The organism is Aequorivita sp. IT1183 (genome assembly GCF_058068265.1).
Genome location: NZ_JBYRHS010000004.1, coordinates 166,645 through 181,673, shown reverse-complemented (window position 1 = coordinate 181,673; position 15,029 = coordinate 166,645). Strand labels below are relative to the sequence as shown.

The following is a 15,029-nucleotide window of genomic DNA, read 5'->3' as shown; positions in this document are numbered from 1 at the left end:
AAATTTCGAAACATTGGATTTGGTTCAATTTTTAAACTTTCAACATTGAAATCCGTACTTTTGCGAAATGCTTTTTCCAAAGAAAAAAATAGAACTCGATGAAGGCGATTATTACCTTACGCCCGAAGGTTACAAATGCTTTACGGAGCAATACCATTTAAAACGTGGCTATTGTTGCGAAAGCGGTTGCCGCCATTGTCCGTATGGGTTTGATAAGAAAACCGGAAAGCATCAATAAAAAATATCATTAAAAAATGACTTTTAAAGAACAAATACAACAAGGCATACCTTCAATTCTTCCCGAAAAGAAGCCTTTCGATCCCTCTATAAATCACGCGCCAAAGCGAAAAGATATTCTTTCAAAAGAAGAAAAGGAATTGGCGTTGCGCAACGCGCTTCGTTATTTTGAACCAAAACATCACGCCACACTCCTACCCGAGTTTAGCGAAGAACTTGGAAAATACGGACGCATTTATATGTACCGCTTCCGTCCTGAATATAAAATGTATTCTCGCCCTGTTGATGAATATCCCGGAAAATCAAATCAGGCGAAAGCGATTATGCTCATGATTCAAAATAACTTGGATTATGCAGTGGCGCAACATCCGCACGAGTTGATTACTTACGGCGGAAACGGTGCCGTTTTTCAAAATTGGGCGCAGTATCTTTTAGTGATGAAATATTTATCTGAAATGACCGATGAGCAAACTTTAGCGGTTTATTCGGGACATCCTATGGGTTTATTTCCTTCACATAAAGATGCACCGCGAGTTGTAGTAACCAACGGAATGATGATTCCGAATTACAGCAAACCCGATGATTGGGAAAAATTCAATGCGCTTGGCGTAACGCAATACGGCCAGATGACAGCGGGAAGCTATATGTACATTGGCCCGCAGGGAATCGTGCACGGTACCACAATTACGGTTTTAAACGGTTTCAGAAAAATTAAAAAAGAACCCCAAGGTGGTTTATTCGTAACCTCCGGCCTTGGCGGAATGAGCGGCGCTCAGCCAAAAGCAGGAAATATTGCTGGATGTGTAACCGTTTGTGCTGAAGTAAATAAAAGAGCAACTGAAACCAGACATAGTCAAGGTTGGGTTGACGAAGTGATTTCAGATTTAGACACACTTTCAAAACGTGTGAAAGAAGCAACTGCAAACAAAGAAACTGTATCAATTGCCTTTGACGGAAACATCGTTGAAGTTTGGGAAAAGTTTGACGCAGCTAATATTCATATCGATTTGGGAAGTGATCAAACATCACTTCATAATCCGTGGGCTGGCGGCTATTATCCAGTTGGCTTAACTTATGCCGAAGCCAACGAAATGATGGCCAACAATCCAGAACAATTCAAAAAAGAAGTTCAGAGAAGTTTGCGCCGTCAAGTGGAAGCAATCAACAAACACACGGCAAAAGGTACTTACTTTTTCGACTACGGAAATGCTTTTCTTTTGGAAGCTTCTCGTGCTGGTGCAGATGTGCTTTCCGAAGAAAAAGGCACGGAATTTAGATATTCGTCGTACGTTCAAGATATTATGGGCCCGATGTGTTTTGATTATGGATTCGGACCTTTTAGATGGGTTTGTGCTTCCGGAAAACCAGAAGATCTTCAGAAAACAGATGAAATAGCTTGCATAGTTTTGGAAAATTTGATGAAAAATTCTCCAAACGAAATTCAGCAACAAATGCAGGATAATATTACTTGGATTAAAGGCGCGCAAGAAAATAAACTGGTGGTAGGTTCGCAAGCACGCATTCTTTATGCAGACGCTGACGGACGTGTTCAGATTGCTTCGGCTTTTAATACAGCTATTTCAGAAGGTAAAATTGGTCCTGTAATTTTAGGTCGCGATCATCACGATGTTTCGGGAACTGATTCGCCGTACCGTGAAACTTCCAATATTTATGACGGTAGCAGATTTACAGCAGATATGGCCATCCAAAATGTTATTGGCGATAGTTTTCGTGGCGCCACTTGGGTGAGCATTCACAACGGTGGTGGCGTAGGCTGGGGTGAAGTTATAAATGGCGGTTTCGGAATGGTTCTTGATGGTAGTAAAGATGCGCAACGACGTCTTGAAAATATGCTTTTCTGGGATGTGAATAACGGAATAGCACGACGTAGTTGGGCACGAAATGACGAAGCAGTTTTCGCTATAAAACGTGCGATGGAAAACAATCCGCAATTAAAAGTGACGCTTCCAAATTTTGTTGACGACAATCTTTTCAAATAAATTTCTTTAACTTTAAAAGAAAAACGGCAGAGGTGAAAATTCTGCCAAAATTTAAAAAAATAAAAACTATGAAAGCACTTAAATTCTTACCGCTGCTATTGCTTTTTGTTTTCGCTTCCTGCTCCACCGTTCGTGTTGCGACAGATTTCGACAAAGAAGTAAATTTTAATCAGTACAAATCCTTCGCATTTTTTAGACCCGGCATAGACAAAGCCGAAATTAGCGATTTGGACAAAAAACGCATTCTTCGCGCTATTGAAAGTAATCTTACAATGAAAGGAATGTCTAAATCTGAAAAACCAGATTTGCTAGTTAGTATTTTCACTAAAGAACGTGAACGTATTGATGTTTACAGCAACAATTATGGTTACAACTGGGGCTGGAGTCCTTGGTATTACGGAGGTTATTATGGCGGAAGTAATGTTGCGAGAACTGCAGAAGGCACACTTTATATTGATTTAATCGATGCGAAAACCAATAATCTAGTTTGGCAGGGTATGGGTAGCGCAGATTTAGTGACTGGAGATATGGAAAGAAAGGAAGAACGAATTAGAGAAATAGTTTCTAAAATTCTAGCTGAATATCCGCCGGGTTCTAAGAAATAATATAGACTTAATTACAAATCAAAAGCCTTCCCGGAACACAGGAAGGCTTTTTAATTTAGGAACTTATAGGCTTATTGTTTAACTAGCTTTATGCCAGTTTTAATTCTGGAATTAGTTGAAACATTCATAAAATAAATTCCCGAATTCCAGTTTTGAGTATTTATGTTTACTGAACTTTCATCATTGAATTTTGAGGCGAATATTTGCTGACCTAAAACATTAAAAATTGAAATTTCTTCAATCGGGGAACCGCTACTAACGAACATTTCATCTTTTACGGGGTTCGCAAAAGATATTGAAACGTCTGAAAATTCTTCAACACCAGCGGTATCATCAACCACATTTTGCGCATAGATTTTTTGGCCACTACCTTTGTCTTCTGTAAAAACGGCTACACTTTGCGATGTTGCTTGTTTGGTAAAACTAATTCTACCTTTTGACGCTGAAAATGTAGCTACAGGACGCGTTTCTTCAGGCCAAGCAAAACCCCCATTTTCATCAAGATTAACTGAATGTAATGTTACCGGCGAAGCACCAGTATCTAATCCATCCTTTATTATAAACAAAGGCGTATTGTTAATTAACTGAAGACTTCCCGCATGAATTTTTTCGGAACCGATAGGAAATACAACTTTAGCATTATCGGTAAACGCTCGCGCTCCAGTAATTTTATCATACTTCTGAACAAATTCTCCTCTTTCGCTCTGAGTATTATTTGAATAAGTAGCAACAGACCAAATATTTTGTGATCCGCTTTCAAAAGCTATTTCGGTTTCCATTTCATAATCGGTTTCATTGGTGTCGAAATCAGAGCCGTTTACTCCCCAAGGCAAGGTTCCATCTGGATTTATTCGTTGTAGATAAGAATCAAAACGATTTCCTGCCGAAGCATAATAGCCCATATAAACTACATCGCCATCCTGAACACCTTTGTACGAACGAATAAAAGCTGTAGCTCTGTCAGAAATTTGAACAGCACTTCCCCAAACTGCATTACCGTCTGCATCGTATCGCTGTGCATATAGAAAAGAGTTTATACCCGTTAATAATTTATGGAAAACGGCTATATATTCGCCTCCCGAAACCTCAAAGAAATTTCCAGGCGACGAAGTGCCAGATCCCATTGTTAACGGCTGAGTTGCTGGCCAAACTGCAACACCACTAGCGTCATATTTTTGCATAACTGCACCACTTCCAGAAAGCCAGCTAACAATATCGCCTCCTGAAGAAAGCGGTAAAACTGTTACCACATTACCATTTCCAACTTGAACTCCATTTGCACCCCATAAATGATTGCCATTGGTATCCATTTTAAACACAAAAGCTGGATCTCCGCCGGCTGTTCCTGTAGCACCTATATAAAGATTATCATCGGCATCTACGGTTGAAGTCATTATTACCGTAGAAGTACTCATAGGTATTAGGTCGCTTACCAACATACCATCGCTACCAAGTGTTTGGTTGCCATCCGCATCCATAATTTGCAAGCGAAGTTCAATATTTGCTGGCGGCCCAACGTTTTTCCAATATACAACATATGTTTGTCCATCAGAGGTGCCACGGGCTTGCACATCCAGTTCGCCAGACTCGGCTACAAGCGTGTTTGCATCAGTATCATTTGTCCATTGCGCGTGTAATACTGTTACCGCGAAAATGGCGAAAAGTGTAATTATCGATTTCATAAAGAATATAATTTAAATTAGTTTTATATTTATCAATCAAAATATCAAATACTTAACTTAACAGTTGCCTTTTAGAAATTAGCCACTAGCAATTAATAGTTAAGTATTTCAAGTATTTTCTTCTTCACTTTTTCGGTGGAAGGAATCATCGTTTCTTCCAAAATTGAATTCAATGGAATTGCAGGCATATTTTCTGAACCAATTAACATTACAGGTGCATCTAATTGTTGAAAACACTCCTCTTGAATTCTTCCCTGTAAACTTCTACTAAAACCATTTTCCGAAGGTTCTTCAGTTACAACCAAACATTTTCCACATTTTTTAACCGATTTAAAAACCGTTTCATAATCTAATGGGTGAAGTGTTCTTAAATCCACAACTTCAATTTTATCCTGCATTCCAAGCTCTTCGGAAGCGTTCATTGCCCAATGTACGCCCATTCCATAAGTTATAATTGAAAGGGTTTCCTCCTCTTCTTTTTTCCAAATTTCTTGTAAAACCCAAGCTTTTCCGAAAGGCAAAATATAATCTTCCGCAGGCATTAATGAAGTAGCGCCTTTGGTGCCTTTTACCTTGCTCCAATATAAACCTTTGTGTTCAAAAATCACAACGGGATTTGGGTCGTAATAAGCCGCTTTCAACAATCCTTTTAAATCGGCTCCATTACTTGGATAAGCAATTTTTAAACCTCTAATATTTGTAATAATACTTTCTACGGAAGAAGAATGATAAGGCCCACCGCTGCCGTAAGCACCAATAGGAACACGCAAAACCATAGACACCGGCCATTTTCCGTTTGAAAGATAACAGCTTCGGCTTACTTCAGTAAAAAGCTGATTTAGGCCAGGCCAGATGTAATCTGCAAACTGAACTTCAACTATTGGTTTTAAACCTACAGCGCTCATTCCAACGGTGCTACCAACAATAAATGCTTCTTGGATTGGCGTATTAAATACACGGTTATCGCCAAATTTTTGTGCCAAAGTTGCGGCTTCGCGAAAAACTCCACCCAGGCGTCCGCCTACATCTTGACCATAAAGTAAACATTCTTTGTGCTTGGTCATTAACTCTTCAATAGCGAATAAAGCGCAATCTACCATCACTACCTTTTCGCCACCTTTTGGAGAGCGTTCGCCAACTTCTTCAGTAATTTCTGTAGGAGCAAAATCGTGGGTAAATAAATCTTCTGGTTTTGGATCTTCTGCTTTAAAAGCTTTTTCCAAACTTTTGGCAACTTCCTTTTTTGCAGCATTTTCAATATCTGAAAGTTCTTTTGCTAAAAAACCATTATTAGATAAAAGCTGTTTTAACTTCGGATACGGATCCCGACTTTTAGCTTCGTCCAAATCATCGCGATAAAACTCCATCCTAACTCCAGAGGTGTGGTGATTTAATAACGGAACTTTGGCGTGTACCAAAAACGGTCTTCTTTCAGTTCGAATTTTTGAAATTACATTTTGAATGGTGTTATAACTTTCTTCAAAATCAGTTCCATCGATAGATATTGCTTCCAATCCTTTAAAACCTTTGGCATATTCAAATGCGTCTTGAGCTCGGGTTTCTTCTGCATTTGCCGAAATATCCCAGCCGTTGTCCTGCACTAAATAGAGAATTGGCAATTTCTTTAAAACAGCCATTTGGAAAGCTTCAGCAATTTCGCCCTCGGTAACGGAAGCATCACCTAGACTGCAAACTACAATAGGTGCATTCCCGCGTTTAAGGGACTCTGCTGAATGAACCGACGAATCATAATGACTTTCCGATTTCTTTGCATTTTTAGTTTTTGAATCATTTGAGTGTTGTTCCTCGTCAAAGAGATTACCGCCTTCTCGGTAATGAAAACCTAAGGCAACACCAGTAGCTGGAATAGCTTGCATTCCTGTGGCAGAACTTTGGTGCGGAATTTTTGGTTTATCATCATCTTTCAAGCTTGGATGCGAATAATACGTTCTTCCTGCCGAAAAAGGATCGTCCTTTTTTGCCAAAACCTGAAGCATTAATTCATAAGGTGTCATCCCAATAGAAAGCAAAATGGAGTCATCTCTATAATATGGAAATACATAATCTTGTGGCAATAACTGCATGCCAACCACAATTTGTATTACTTCGTGACCACGCGAAGTAGCGTGTACGTATTTTGAAACGGTTTTGAAATTTTCTTCATAAATCTCGGTCATCGCTTTTGCTGTGACTAAGGTTTTGAAGGCATTTTCTAATATATCTTTATTCATTGTTTAATTATTTGAATCACGAAACATTTGAATCGCGACTAATGCTCAGACCTGAAAGGTTTTAAAAACCTGTCAGGTCTTTTAATTAAATTTTCCGATTGGAATCGAATTGTTCCATATAATCACCAATTCTCCTCAAAAAAGAACCCGCCAAATATCCATCCACAATTCTATGGTCAAAGGAAAGAGAAAGGTACATCATTTGTCTGATTTCGATAGTATCTCCATCTGCTCGTTCAATTACTTCGGCACGTTTTTTTATGATTCCTGTTGCTAAAATTGCAGCTTCTGGTTGGTTGATAATTGGGGTTCCCATTAAACTTCCGAAGGTGCCAACGTTGCTTATTGTAAAGGTGCTTCCCTTGGTGTCGTCAGCTTTTAATTTATTGTCACGGGCCTTCCCTGCCAACACATTGGTAGCTGCAGCTAATTCTTTTAAATTCTTTTTATCGGCGTTTCTCACAACGGGGACAATTAAATTTCCCGACGGAAGTGCTGTTGCCATCCCAATATTTATTTCGTCTTTTACAATAATATTTTTTCCATCTAAGGAAGAATTTATCGCGGGAAAATCCTTGATTGCCTTCGCAACTGCTTCCACAAATAAAGGCGTAAACGTTAATCGTTCGTTGTATTTTTCTTGAAAAGCGACTTTATTTTTATTTCTCCAATTTGCCATATCGGTCAAATCTGCTTCCACATAAGCCGTAACGTGTGGCGAAGTGTGTTTACTATAAACCATATGATCGGCAATCATTTGCCGCATACGGTCCATTTCAACAATCTTACCTTTTCCTTTATCGAATTTTAAATCGGGAATTTGGAATCCTGAAGGTTCCGAAACTGCTTGCGCAAACTTGAAAGGACGTCCGCTTTCTATATATTCTGAAACATCACTTTTGCGTAATCGTCCGTCTTTTCCGGTTCCGGGAATTCGTGCAAGTTCTTCGTAACTAATGTGATTTTTACGTGCAATGGCATCAACTAAAGGCGATATGAAAATATTTTCATTTACTTTGAAAGAAGTGCCTTTAGCACTCGAGGGTACAATTGAAGTTGACGCTAACTTTGTTGTTTTCTTTATGTCTTTTTGAGGAGTAGAAGTTTTTAATGTAGCTTTTTCTGAACTTCCACTTTCTGAAATATCCAAAATAGCAATAACTTCACCAATTGGAACAACATCCCCATCGCTGAATTTATGTTCCAGCATCGTTCCCGCAGCAGGTGCCGGCACTTCATTATCAACTTTATCTGTGGCTACTTCCAAAAGGATATCGCCTTCTTCAAAAGAATCGCCCACTTTTACATGCCATTCAATGATAGTTCCCTCGGTTATACTTTCGCCCATTTTGGGCATTTTGAAATTGGTTTTATTCATAAATAAATTTACCCTTCACACTATGGAAGGTGTTTATATTTTTTCTTCTTTTTATTTTTATTTTTATTCTGTCCAGGGGCATACGGTTTTGCACTTTTAGACCCTGTAAATTTTTTAACTTGACCAGGTGATGATTTATGTGATTTTGTAGCGCGATGGTGATGAACAGTACAAGAAGACAATATACCAGCTGTGAAAAGAGATAAAAAGAATAATCGAAATAAAGTTTTCATAATCTGTGGTTTTAAATTCAGAATAAATGTAATCTACCTTCAATCGATTAAAATTCTTTTTGGCTAAAGCTTAGTATTCTTTTCCTTGAATTCATTTAGCGTCTTATAAAAATCCTCCTGTATTGGCCTATCCACAGGTATTTCTCGTAATGGTTCAACTTCTTTCAAACTCTCATGACAGTCCGCAGGTAACTGCTGATACAATCTCGTGCCAGCTGTTTTCCAAGCAATCATTTCATCACTAATATCTTTAATTGCCTTTGCTGGATTACCAACAATCAGTTTTCGCTTCGGAAATTTCTCTGCAGCTTTTACAAAACTCATTGCGCCAACTATGCATTCGTCACCAATTTCGGCATCGTCCATAATTACGCTGTTCATTCCAATTAGGCAATTTCTACCCAAATTAGCACCGTGAATTATTGCGCCGTGACCCACGTGCGCACTTTCTTTCAACACAATACTTTTACCCGGAAACATATGTACCGTACAGTTTTCCTGCACATTTACGCCATCTTCTAAAATTATCTCACCCCAGTCGCCACGAATTGCTGCACCAGGACCGATATAGCAATTTTTCCCAATAATAACATTCCCAGTTACGGCCGCCAAAGGGTGAACGAAACTAGATTCGTGAATAACTGGAATATGACCTTTAAAACTGTAAATCAAAATATTTAAGATTGTTGATTGTCGATTAACGATTTTTGATTTCAGAATCTTTAAATCAAAAGTCGTTAATCTGCAATCGTTAATTATTTTTTATTCGAATCGTTTTAATGTTTCCTTCGTAAATTCTGAAAGCACCAATCTACCCGAAATTACAGCTCTTTTAGCAAGCAAGTCGTCCCAATCTTCGGTGCCACTCCAAAAGACTTTTTTCATTTCTTTCATTGCTTCGGGATTGTAATTGCAAAGATTCTCTGCAAAAGAATTTATAGCAGCATCCATTGTTTCAACACTATCAAAAAGTTGATTGTATAATCCTTTATTTAGCGCCCACTCTGCAGTGTAAAAAGCACTGGCATCAATTGCTATTTGGCTCATTGCACTAAGACCTAATTTGCGCTCTACAGCGGGACCAACTACAAACGGACCGATGCCCACATTTAGTTCGCTCAATTTAATTGCTGAAAATTTTGTTGCAAAACAATAATCTGTCGCCGAAGCAACACCAACGCCGCCGCCAACAGTTTTCCCTTGAATTCTGCCGATGATAAATTTGGGACATTTTCGCATTGCATTAATGACATTGGCGAAACCGCTGAAAAATATTTTTCCAGTTTCGGCATCGTTTATATTTATCAATTCGTTAAAACTTGCGCCTGCGCAGAATGTTCTATCGCCGCCACTTTTTAAAATTATGACTTTTATGTCGTCATTATTTCCTGCTTCAGTTATTGTATCTGCGAGTTTAGCCAGCAAATCTCCTGGCAAACTATTGTGCGCTGGGTGGAAGAATTCGATGGTTGAAATGCCGTTTTGTGTGTTTTGATTTACGTATGCTTCGTTCATATTTATTCGCGCTTTACGCTCGTTTTCATTTGGTTACAATTTATTCATTTTTAAAGACTTTTCCCTTTGATTTGGCTACTTTAACCAAACAATTTTTCAGGTATTGCCGCTTTGGGCATTACTAAGTATCATTTTACAAAATAAACCAACTTTTTGTAATTACAGTAGTCAATTGCAGCTTTTATAAACTTGATTATTTTCATAATATTTCGATGAAAACGGTTGGATGAATTCTCGAGAAGTTTTATTGTTTGAATCACTTTATTTCCATTCTACCTCTCAAAATGTTTCAGCACGCATATCTTTGCCAAAAAAAACTTCCATGCTGAAGAAACTCAAGGTAGATTCATTTGTTATTGCCATTGTAATAAGTATTGGTATTGCTTACGTTTTTCCGCAGTTAGGAGCGTCAGATAGTCCAGTGCCGATGAATTTAATCAGCAGTATTGGAATTTCTCTTATCTTCTTCATTTATGGTTTGAGTCTAAATTCCGAAGCCATAAAAAACGGTCTCAAAAACTGGAAGCTTCATCTTACAGTACAAAGTTCTACGTTTGTATTATTTCCACTTCTTATTCTGCCATTTTTTCCGCTGTTTAAAGACACGCAGTATGAGCTTCTATGGCTGGCTTTTTTATTTATGGCCGCCTTGCCATCAACCGTATCTTCTTCTGTGGTGATGGTTTCTATGGCCAAAGGAAACTTACCCGCAGCTATTTTTAATGCGAGTATCTCTGGGATAATAGGAATTATTTTAACCCCGTTGTGGATGATGCCGTTTATAAAACAGACTGATGTGGCTTTCGATTTTTCTACAATCTATTTACAACTAATCACAGAAATTGTAATTCCTTTAATACTCGGACTTTTACTGCGAAAATATCTTGGAACTTGGGCACAAAAACATAAACGCCAATTAAACTTATTTGATAGATTTATCATCCTGTTAATTATCTACAAAAGCTTTGTACATTCTTTTGAAGACAAAATTTTTAGTAGTATAAGTCTATTGGAAATGGGTGTTATGATAGCGTTAATTCTTCTACTATTTTATATTGTTTACTCACTTACTGGGTGGTTGGGGAAGGTTTTTAAATTTAATCACGCCGATAGAATTACCAATCAATTTTGCGGAACTAAAAAATCCTTGGTTCACGGAACGGTTTTTTCCGAAGCATTATTTGGCCACACTAACATCATTGGTATTATGCTTTTACCCTTGATGATTTATCACGCGTTTCAGATTTTAGTTATTAGTGTAATTGCTACTAAAAAAGGCAAAGAACAGTTATAAATGCAGCACTTTCGGTTCTAAGCCTATATTTAAGCTTAGTACGAAAAACAAAAACAGCCCGACTTTCGTGGGCTGTTTTTGTTTATTTAAAAAGTTCAACTTTATATAAGACCGAATTGTTCAAAATGATGATTAAGATGTTTTCTTTCCATCAAATACCATTCGTATTTATTCAACTCTCCGAAGACCATATTGTTTAATTTGGTTTCTGGATTTTCCTTGAAATAGGTTTTATAGGCTTCTCTTTCTTCAAGAAATTTAATTTTCGCAGTATCCAAATCTGGATGATTTAATGTTCCTAATTTACCTTTTTCCAACTGTGGAAAATTTGAATTATGGGGAAATTTTTCATAGTTGTAAAGACTTGCGTGAACTTTCTCCAATATCTTTTCAGGCGTTGCAACTTCAAAATCTTGAATTTTTCCTGAAGCAATTTTATAAGTGTATTCCATATGTTCCAACATATGCTGAGGTGTCATAATGCCCCATTTTGGCTTGGTTTCTTCGGATAGCTTGTTCAAAGATTCCTGAATATTTTCATCGGTCATTTCAACAAAAGTCTCCTGTTTCTTTTGAACCATTGTCAAAATTGTTGCAACCGCCACCAACTCATCTTCAGCATCAAAAACCTCCACAAACCATTTTACAATTCCGCTTGGATGTTCTGCGGAAGCAACATCGCGATCTACTTTTTGCTTACACGTTAAACGTACATAAATAGTATCGTTGTGATACAGCGGACGTAAAAAACGACAATCTTCCAAACCGTAATTTGCAGCAACTGGGCCTTTATTTGGATAAACAAATAATCCCGCTGCGGCTGCAATAATGAAATAACCGTGGGCAGTTCGCTTTTCGAAAATACTTCCGTCTAAAGAAGTAATATCGGTATGTGCATAAAAATGATCCCAAGTTAGATTGGCGAAATTTATAATATCGGTATCTGTTAGGGTGCGATTGTGCGTTTTTAGCGACATTCCGGGCTCGATGTCTTCCCAGTGATATTTAAAAGGATGTTGATCGGCTTCTTTATATTTTGCGTTTGCCTGATAAATACCTGTAATTTCGGTTAAAGTAGTTGGTGAACCTTGAATGGCTGTACGTTGCATATAATGTTTTATACCTCGCACTCCGCCCATTTCTTCACCGCCACCTGCACGTCCAGGACCACCGTGAACTAAATACGGAAGTGGCGAACCATGACCTGTGCTTTCTTTGGCACTTTCGCGGTTTAATACTAAAATCCGTCCGTGGTGGGAAGCAGCATTAATTACATACTCCTTCGCAATTTTATCATCATTTGTGGCAATAGAAGAAACTAACGAGCCTTTCCCCATTTGGGCTAAAGTGATTGCTTCGTCTAAATTTTTATATGGCATAATGGTACTCACTGGGCCAAAAGCTTCAGTTTCATGAACCGCTAGATTTTTAAACGGATTATCTTCTCTGAGTAAAATTGGAGCCAAAAAAGCTCCTTTTTTGGCATCGGCACCTATGACGTCAATTTTATCTAAATCGCCATAAACAATAGTTGCAGTTTTGGACAATTCTTGCACGCGTTCTCTAACTTCTTGCACTTGATCTAAACTCACCAATGAACCCATTCGCACTTCTTTTAATCGCGGGTCGCCAATTGTTACTTTTGAAAGCGCATTACCAAGGGCAATTTGCACATCTTCAACTAAGTTTTGCGGAACAATTATACGGCGGATAGCAGTACATTTTTGCCCACATTTTACCGTCATTTCATTTCTTACTTCTTTAATAAAGAGATCAAATTCCAGAGTTCCCGGAACGGCATCCTCACCTAAAATTGAAGCATTAAGTGAATCGGCTTCCATCGTAAATGGAACAGATTCTTCGATAATTTTTTTATGTGCCTTCAGCATTTTACCTGTAGTGGCAGAACCTGTGAACGTAACCACATCCTGCGATTCTACTCCGTCTAGGATTGTTCTTGCAGAACCAGTAATTAGCTGCAATGCACCTTCTGGTAAAATTCCGGAAGCAATAATTTCACGCACTACGGCTTCAGTTAAAAATGACGTATTTGTTGCAGGTTTTACAACGGCAGGGACACCCGCCATCCAATTTACTGCACACTTTTCCAACATTCCCCAAACAGGGAAATTAAATGCGTTTATATGAATTGCAACCCCACGTTTTGGAACCATAATATGATGCGCCATAAAACGGCCACCGCGTGAAAGATCTATTGGATCGCCTTCAACGTGGTAGGACTGATTTGGAAATAATTTCCGAAGGGAAGCATTGGCAAATAAATTCCCGAAACCACCTTCAATATCTATCCAGCTATCAACTTTTGTTGCGCCGGTTCGGTAGCTAATTTCATAAAAATCGGCCTTCTTTTTAACTAGATAAAGTGCTAAGGATTTCAGCATATTTCCGCGTTCCTGAAAGGTCATTTTCCGAAGAACTTCGCCACCTTTTGTTCTTCCGTATTGAAGGATTTCAGCAAAATCTAATCCTTCTGTATCTGAAAGCGCAACGATTTCTCCAGTAATTGCATCGTGCATTGGCACGCCTTCACCTTTACCAGTAATCCATTGTCCTGTAACGTAATTATGTAGTTTTTTCATTTTGTATTTTTAATTAATCCACGTTTAAGTGGCAAAACAACCTTTTAAACTCGCTCGATTATAGCCGCATACCCTTGCCCAACGCCAATACACATTGTTACCAAAGCATAACGCTTATTTTGTTCTTTTAACTCTAAGGCCGCTGAATATGTGGTTCTAGTTCCTGTAACTCCAAGTGGATGCCCAATAGCAATAGCGCCTCCATTCGGGTTTAATCTTGGATCATCGTCCTTTAATCCCCAGGCACGAGTGCAAGCTAATGCCTGTGCTGCGAACGCTTCGTTAAGCTCGATTACGTCCATATCGTCCATGGTTAGGCCTGCTTTTTTCAAGGCTTTATTTGCAGCTTCCACTGGGCCAATCCCCATAATTCTTGGTTCTACTCCAACCACAGCCGAACTTACGATTCTTGCTAATGGCTTGAGATTGTATTTTTTCACTGCCGCTTCCGAAGCAATTATTGTTGCCGCAGCTCCGTCATTCAACCCTGAAGAATTCCCTGCGGTAACGCTTCCACCTTCCTTTTTAAAAGCTGGGCGTAATTTTGCTAAAATCTCTAAGGATGTTGTTGGCTTTACAAATTCATCTTTCGAGAAATTTATAGGATCTTTTTTGCGTTGCGGAATTTCAACAATAAGAATTTCTTTTGCCAATCTCCCGTTTTCTTGGGCTTTGGTAGCTTTTTGCTGACTCCAAAGCGCAAACTTATCTTGGTCTTCTCTTGAAATATTATATTTCTCTACTAGATTTTCAGCGGTATTTCCCATGCCATCGGTTCCATACATTTCCTGCATTTTTGGGTTTACGAATCGCCACCCAAAACTTGAATCGTACATTTTAGCATCGGTTCCAAAGGCTGAAGATGGTTTGGCAACCACGTATGGTCCGCGCGTCATGTGTTCAACCCCACCGGAAATAAATAAATCTCCATCGCCTGCTTTTATAGCTCGGTTAGCCTGGATAATAGCTGAAAGTCCGCTGCTGCAAAGTCTGTTTACTGTTTCACCAGGAACTGTTACTGGCAAACCTGCTAAAAGGGAAGCCATTCGCGCAATATTTCTATTGTCTTCACCAGCCTGGTTTGCACAGCCAAGAATTACATCATCATATGCTTCTTTGGGGATATTCGGATTTCGTTTTACTATTTCAGCAATTACCAAAGCCGCTAAATCATCTGTTCTTATTGTGCTTAATGCTCCTTGGTAACTCCCGATTGGAGTTCTAATTCCGTCAATTATATATGCGTTTTTCATC

General features: G+C 38.6%; 12 protein-coding genes. 4 read left to right on the top strand and 8 right to left on the bottom strand.

Annotated features, from left to right (window positions below; translation table 11 throughout):
• Positions 1–67: 67 nt before the first annotated feature.
• The 3 genes from AC3RVF_RS09205 (at position 68) to AC3RVF_RS09195 (ending at position 2,842) form a co-directional block, all read left to right on the top strand.
• Positions 68–238 carry a C1orf53 family protein gene (locus tag AC3RVF_RS09205; RefSeq protein WP_489693245.1) on the top strand — a complete coding sequence of 57 codons (171 nt, stop codon included), beginning with the start codon at positions 68–70 and terminating at the stop codon, positions 236–238.
• 16 nt (positions 239–254) lie between these two features.
• Entirely contained in the window at positions 255–2,237 is a 1,983-nt protein-coding gene (gene hutU / locus AC3RVF_RS09200) for a urocanate hydratase (RefSeq protein ID WP_489693244.1), read from the top strand.
• Positions 2,238–2,305: 68 nt separating this feature from the next.
• Positions 2,306–2,842: a DUF4136 domain-containing protein gene (locus AC3RVF_RS09195; protein ID WP_489691350.1), complete on the top strand. Its 537-nt coding sequence runs from the start codon at positions 2,306–2,308 to the stop codon at positions 2,840–2,842.
• A 71-nt stretch (positions 2,843–2,913) separates the two neighbouring features.
• On the opposite strand, the gene AC3RVF_RS09190 is transcribed toward AC3RVF_RS09195, so the two are convergent.
• From AC3RVF_RS09190 to AC3RVF_RS09165, 6 genes are all read right to left on the bottom strand, one after another.
• Positions 2,914–4,524 carry a T9SS type A sorting domain-containing protein gene (locus tag AC3RVF_RS09190; protein ID WP_489693243.1) on the bottom strand — a complete coding sequence of 537 codons (1,611 nt, stop codon included), beginning with the start codon at positions 4,522–4,524 and terminating at the stop codon, positions 2,914–2,916.
• Positions 4,525–4,616: 92 nt separating this feature from the next.
• Positions 4,617–6,755 carry an alpha-ketoacid dehydrogenase subunit alpha/beta gene (locus tag AC3RVF_RS09185; protein ID WP_489693242.1) on the bottom strand — a complete coding sequence of 713 codons (2,139 nt, stop codon included), beginning with the start codon at positions 6,753–6,755 and terminating at the stop codon, positions 4,617–4,619.
• 85 nt (positions 6,756–6,840) lie between these two features.
• Positions 6,841–8,133: a dihydrolipoamide acetyltransferase family protein gene (locus tag AC3RVF_RS09180; protein WP_489693241.1), complete on the bottom strand. Its 1,293-nt coding sequence runs from the start codon at positions 8,131–8,133 to the stop codon at positions 6,841–6,843.
• A 20-nt stretch (positions 8,134–8,153) separates the two neighbouring features.
• Positions 8,154–8,366, bottom strand: a complete 213-nt coding sequence (locus tag AC3RVF_RS09175; RefSeq protein WP_489691346.1) for a hypothetical protein — start codon at positions 8,364–8,366, stop codon at positions 8,154–8,156.
• A 63-nt stretch (positions 8,367–8,429) separates the two neighbouring features.
• A complete protein-coding gene (locus AC3RVF_RS09170; RefSeq protein ID WP_489693240.1) occupies positions 8,430–9,038 on the bottom strand; it encodes an acyltransferase in 609 nt (202 codons plus the stop codon).
• Positions 9,039–9,128: 90 nt separating this feature from the next.
• On the bottom strand, positions 9,129–9,881 hold the full coding sequence (locus AC3RVF_RS09165) for an enoyl-CoA hydratase/isomerase family protein (RefSeq protein WP_489693239.1): 753 nt from the start codon (positions 9,879–9,881) through the stop codon (positions 9,129–9,131).
• A gap of 322 nt (positions 9,882–10,203) precedes the next feature.
• Here AC3RVF_RS09165 and AC3RVF_RS09160 point away from each other — a divergent pair, with 322 nt between their 5' ends.
• Positions 10,204–11,175 carry a bile acid:sodium symporter family protein gene (locus AC3RVF_RS09160; RefSeq protein ID WP_489693238.1) on the top strand — a complete coding sequence of 324 codons (972 nt, stop codon included), beginning with the start codon at positions 10,204–10,206 and terminating at the stop codon, positions 11,173–11,175.
• 101 nt (positions 11,176–11,276) lie between these two features.
• Here AC3RVF_RS09160 and paaZ read toward each other — a convergent pair whose 3' ends face one another.
• Both paaZ and pcaF read right to left on the bottom strand, forming a co-directional pair.
• Positions 11,277–13,775: a phenylacetic acid degradation bifunctional protein PaaZ gene (paaZ, locus tag AC3RVF_RS09155; RefSeq protein WP_489691342.1), complete on the bottom strand. Its 2,499-nt coding sequence runs from the start codon at positions 13,773–13,775 to the stop codon at positions 11,277–11,279.
• A 44-nt stretch (positions 13,776–13,819) separates the two neighbouring features.
• A complete protein-coding gene (gene pcaF / locus AC3RVF_RS09150; protein ID WP_489691599.1) occupies positions 13,820–15,028 on the bottom strand; it encodes a 3-oxoadipyl-CoA thiolase in 1,209 nt (402 codons plus the stop codon).
• Position 15,029: the final 1 nt, after the last annotated feature.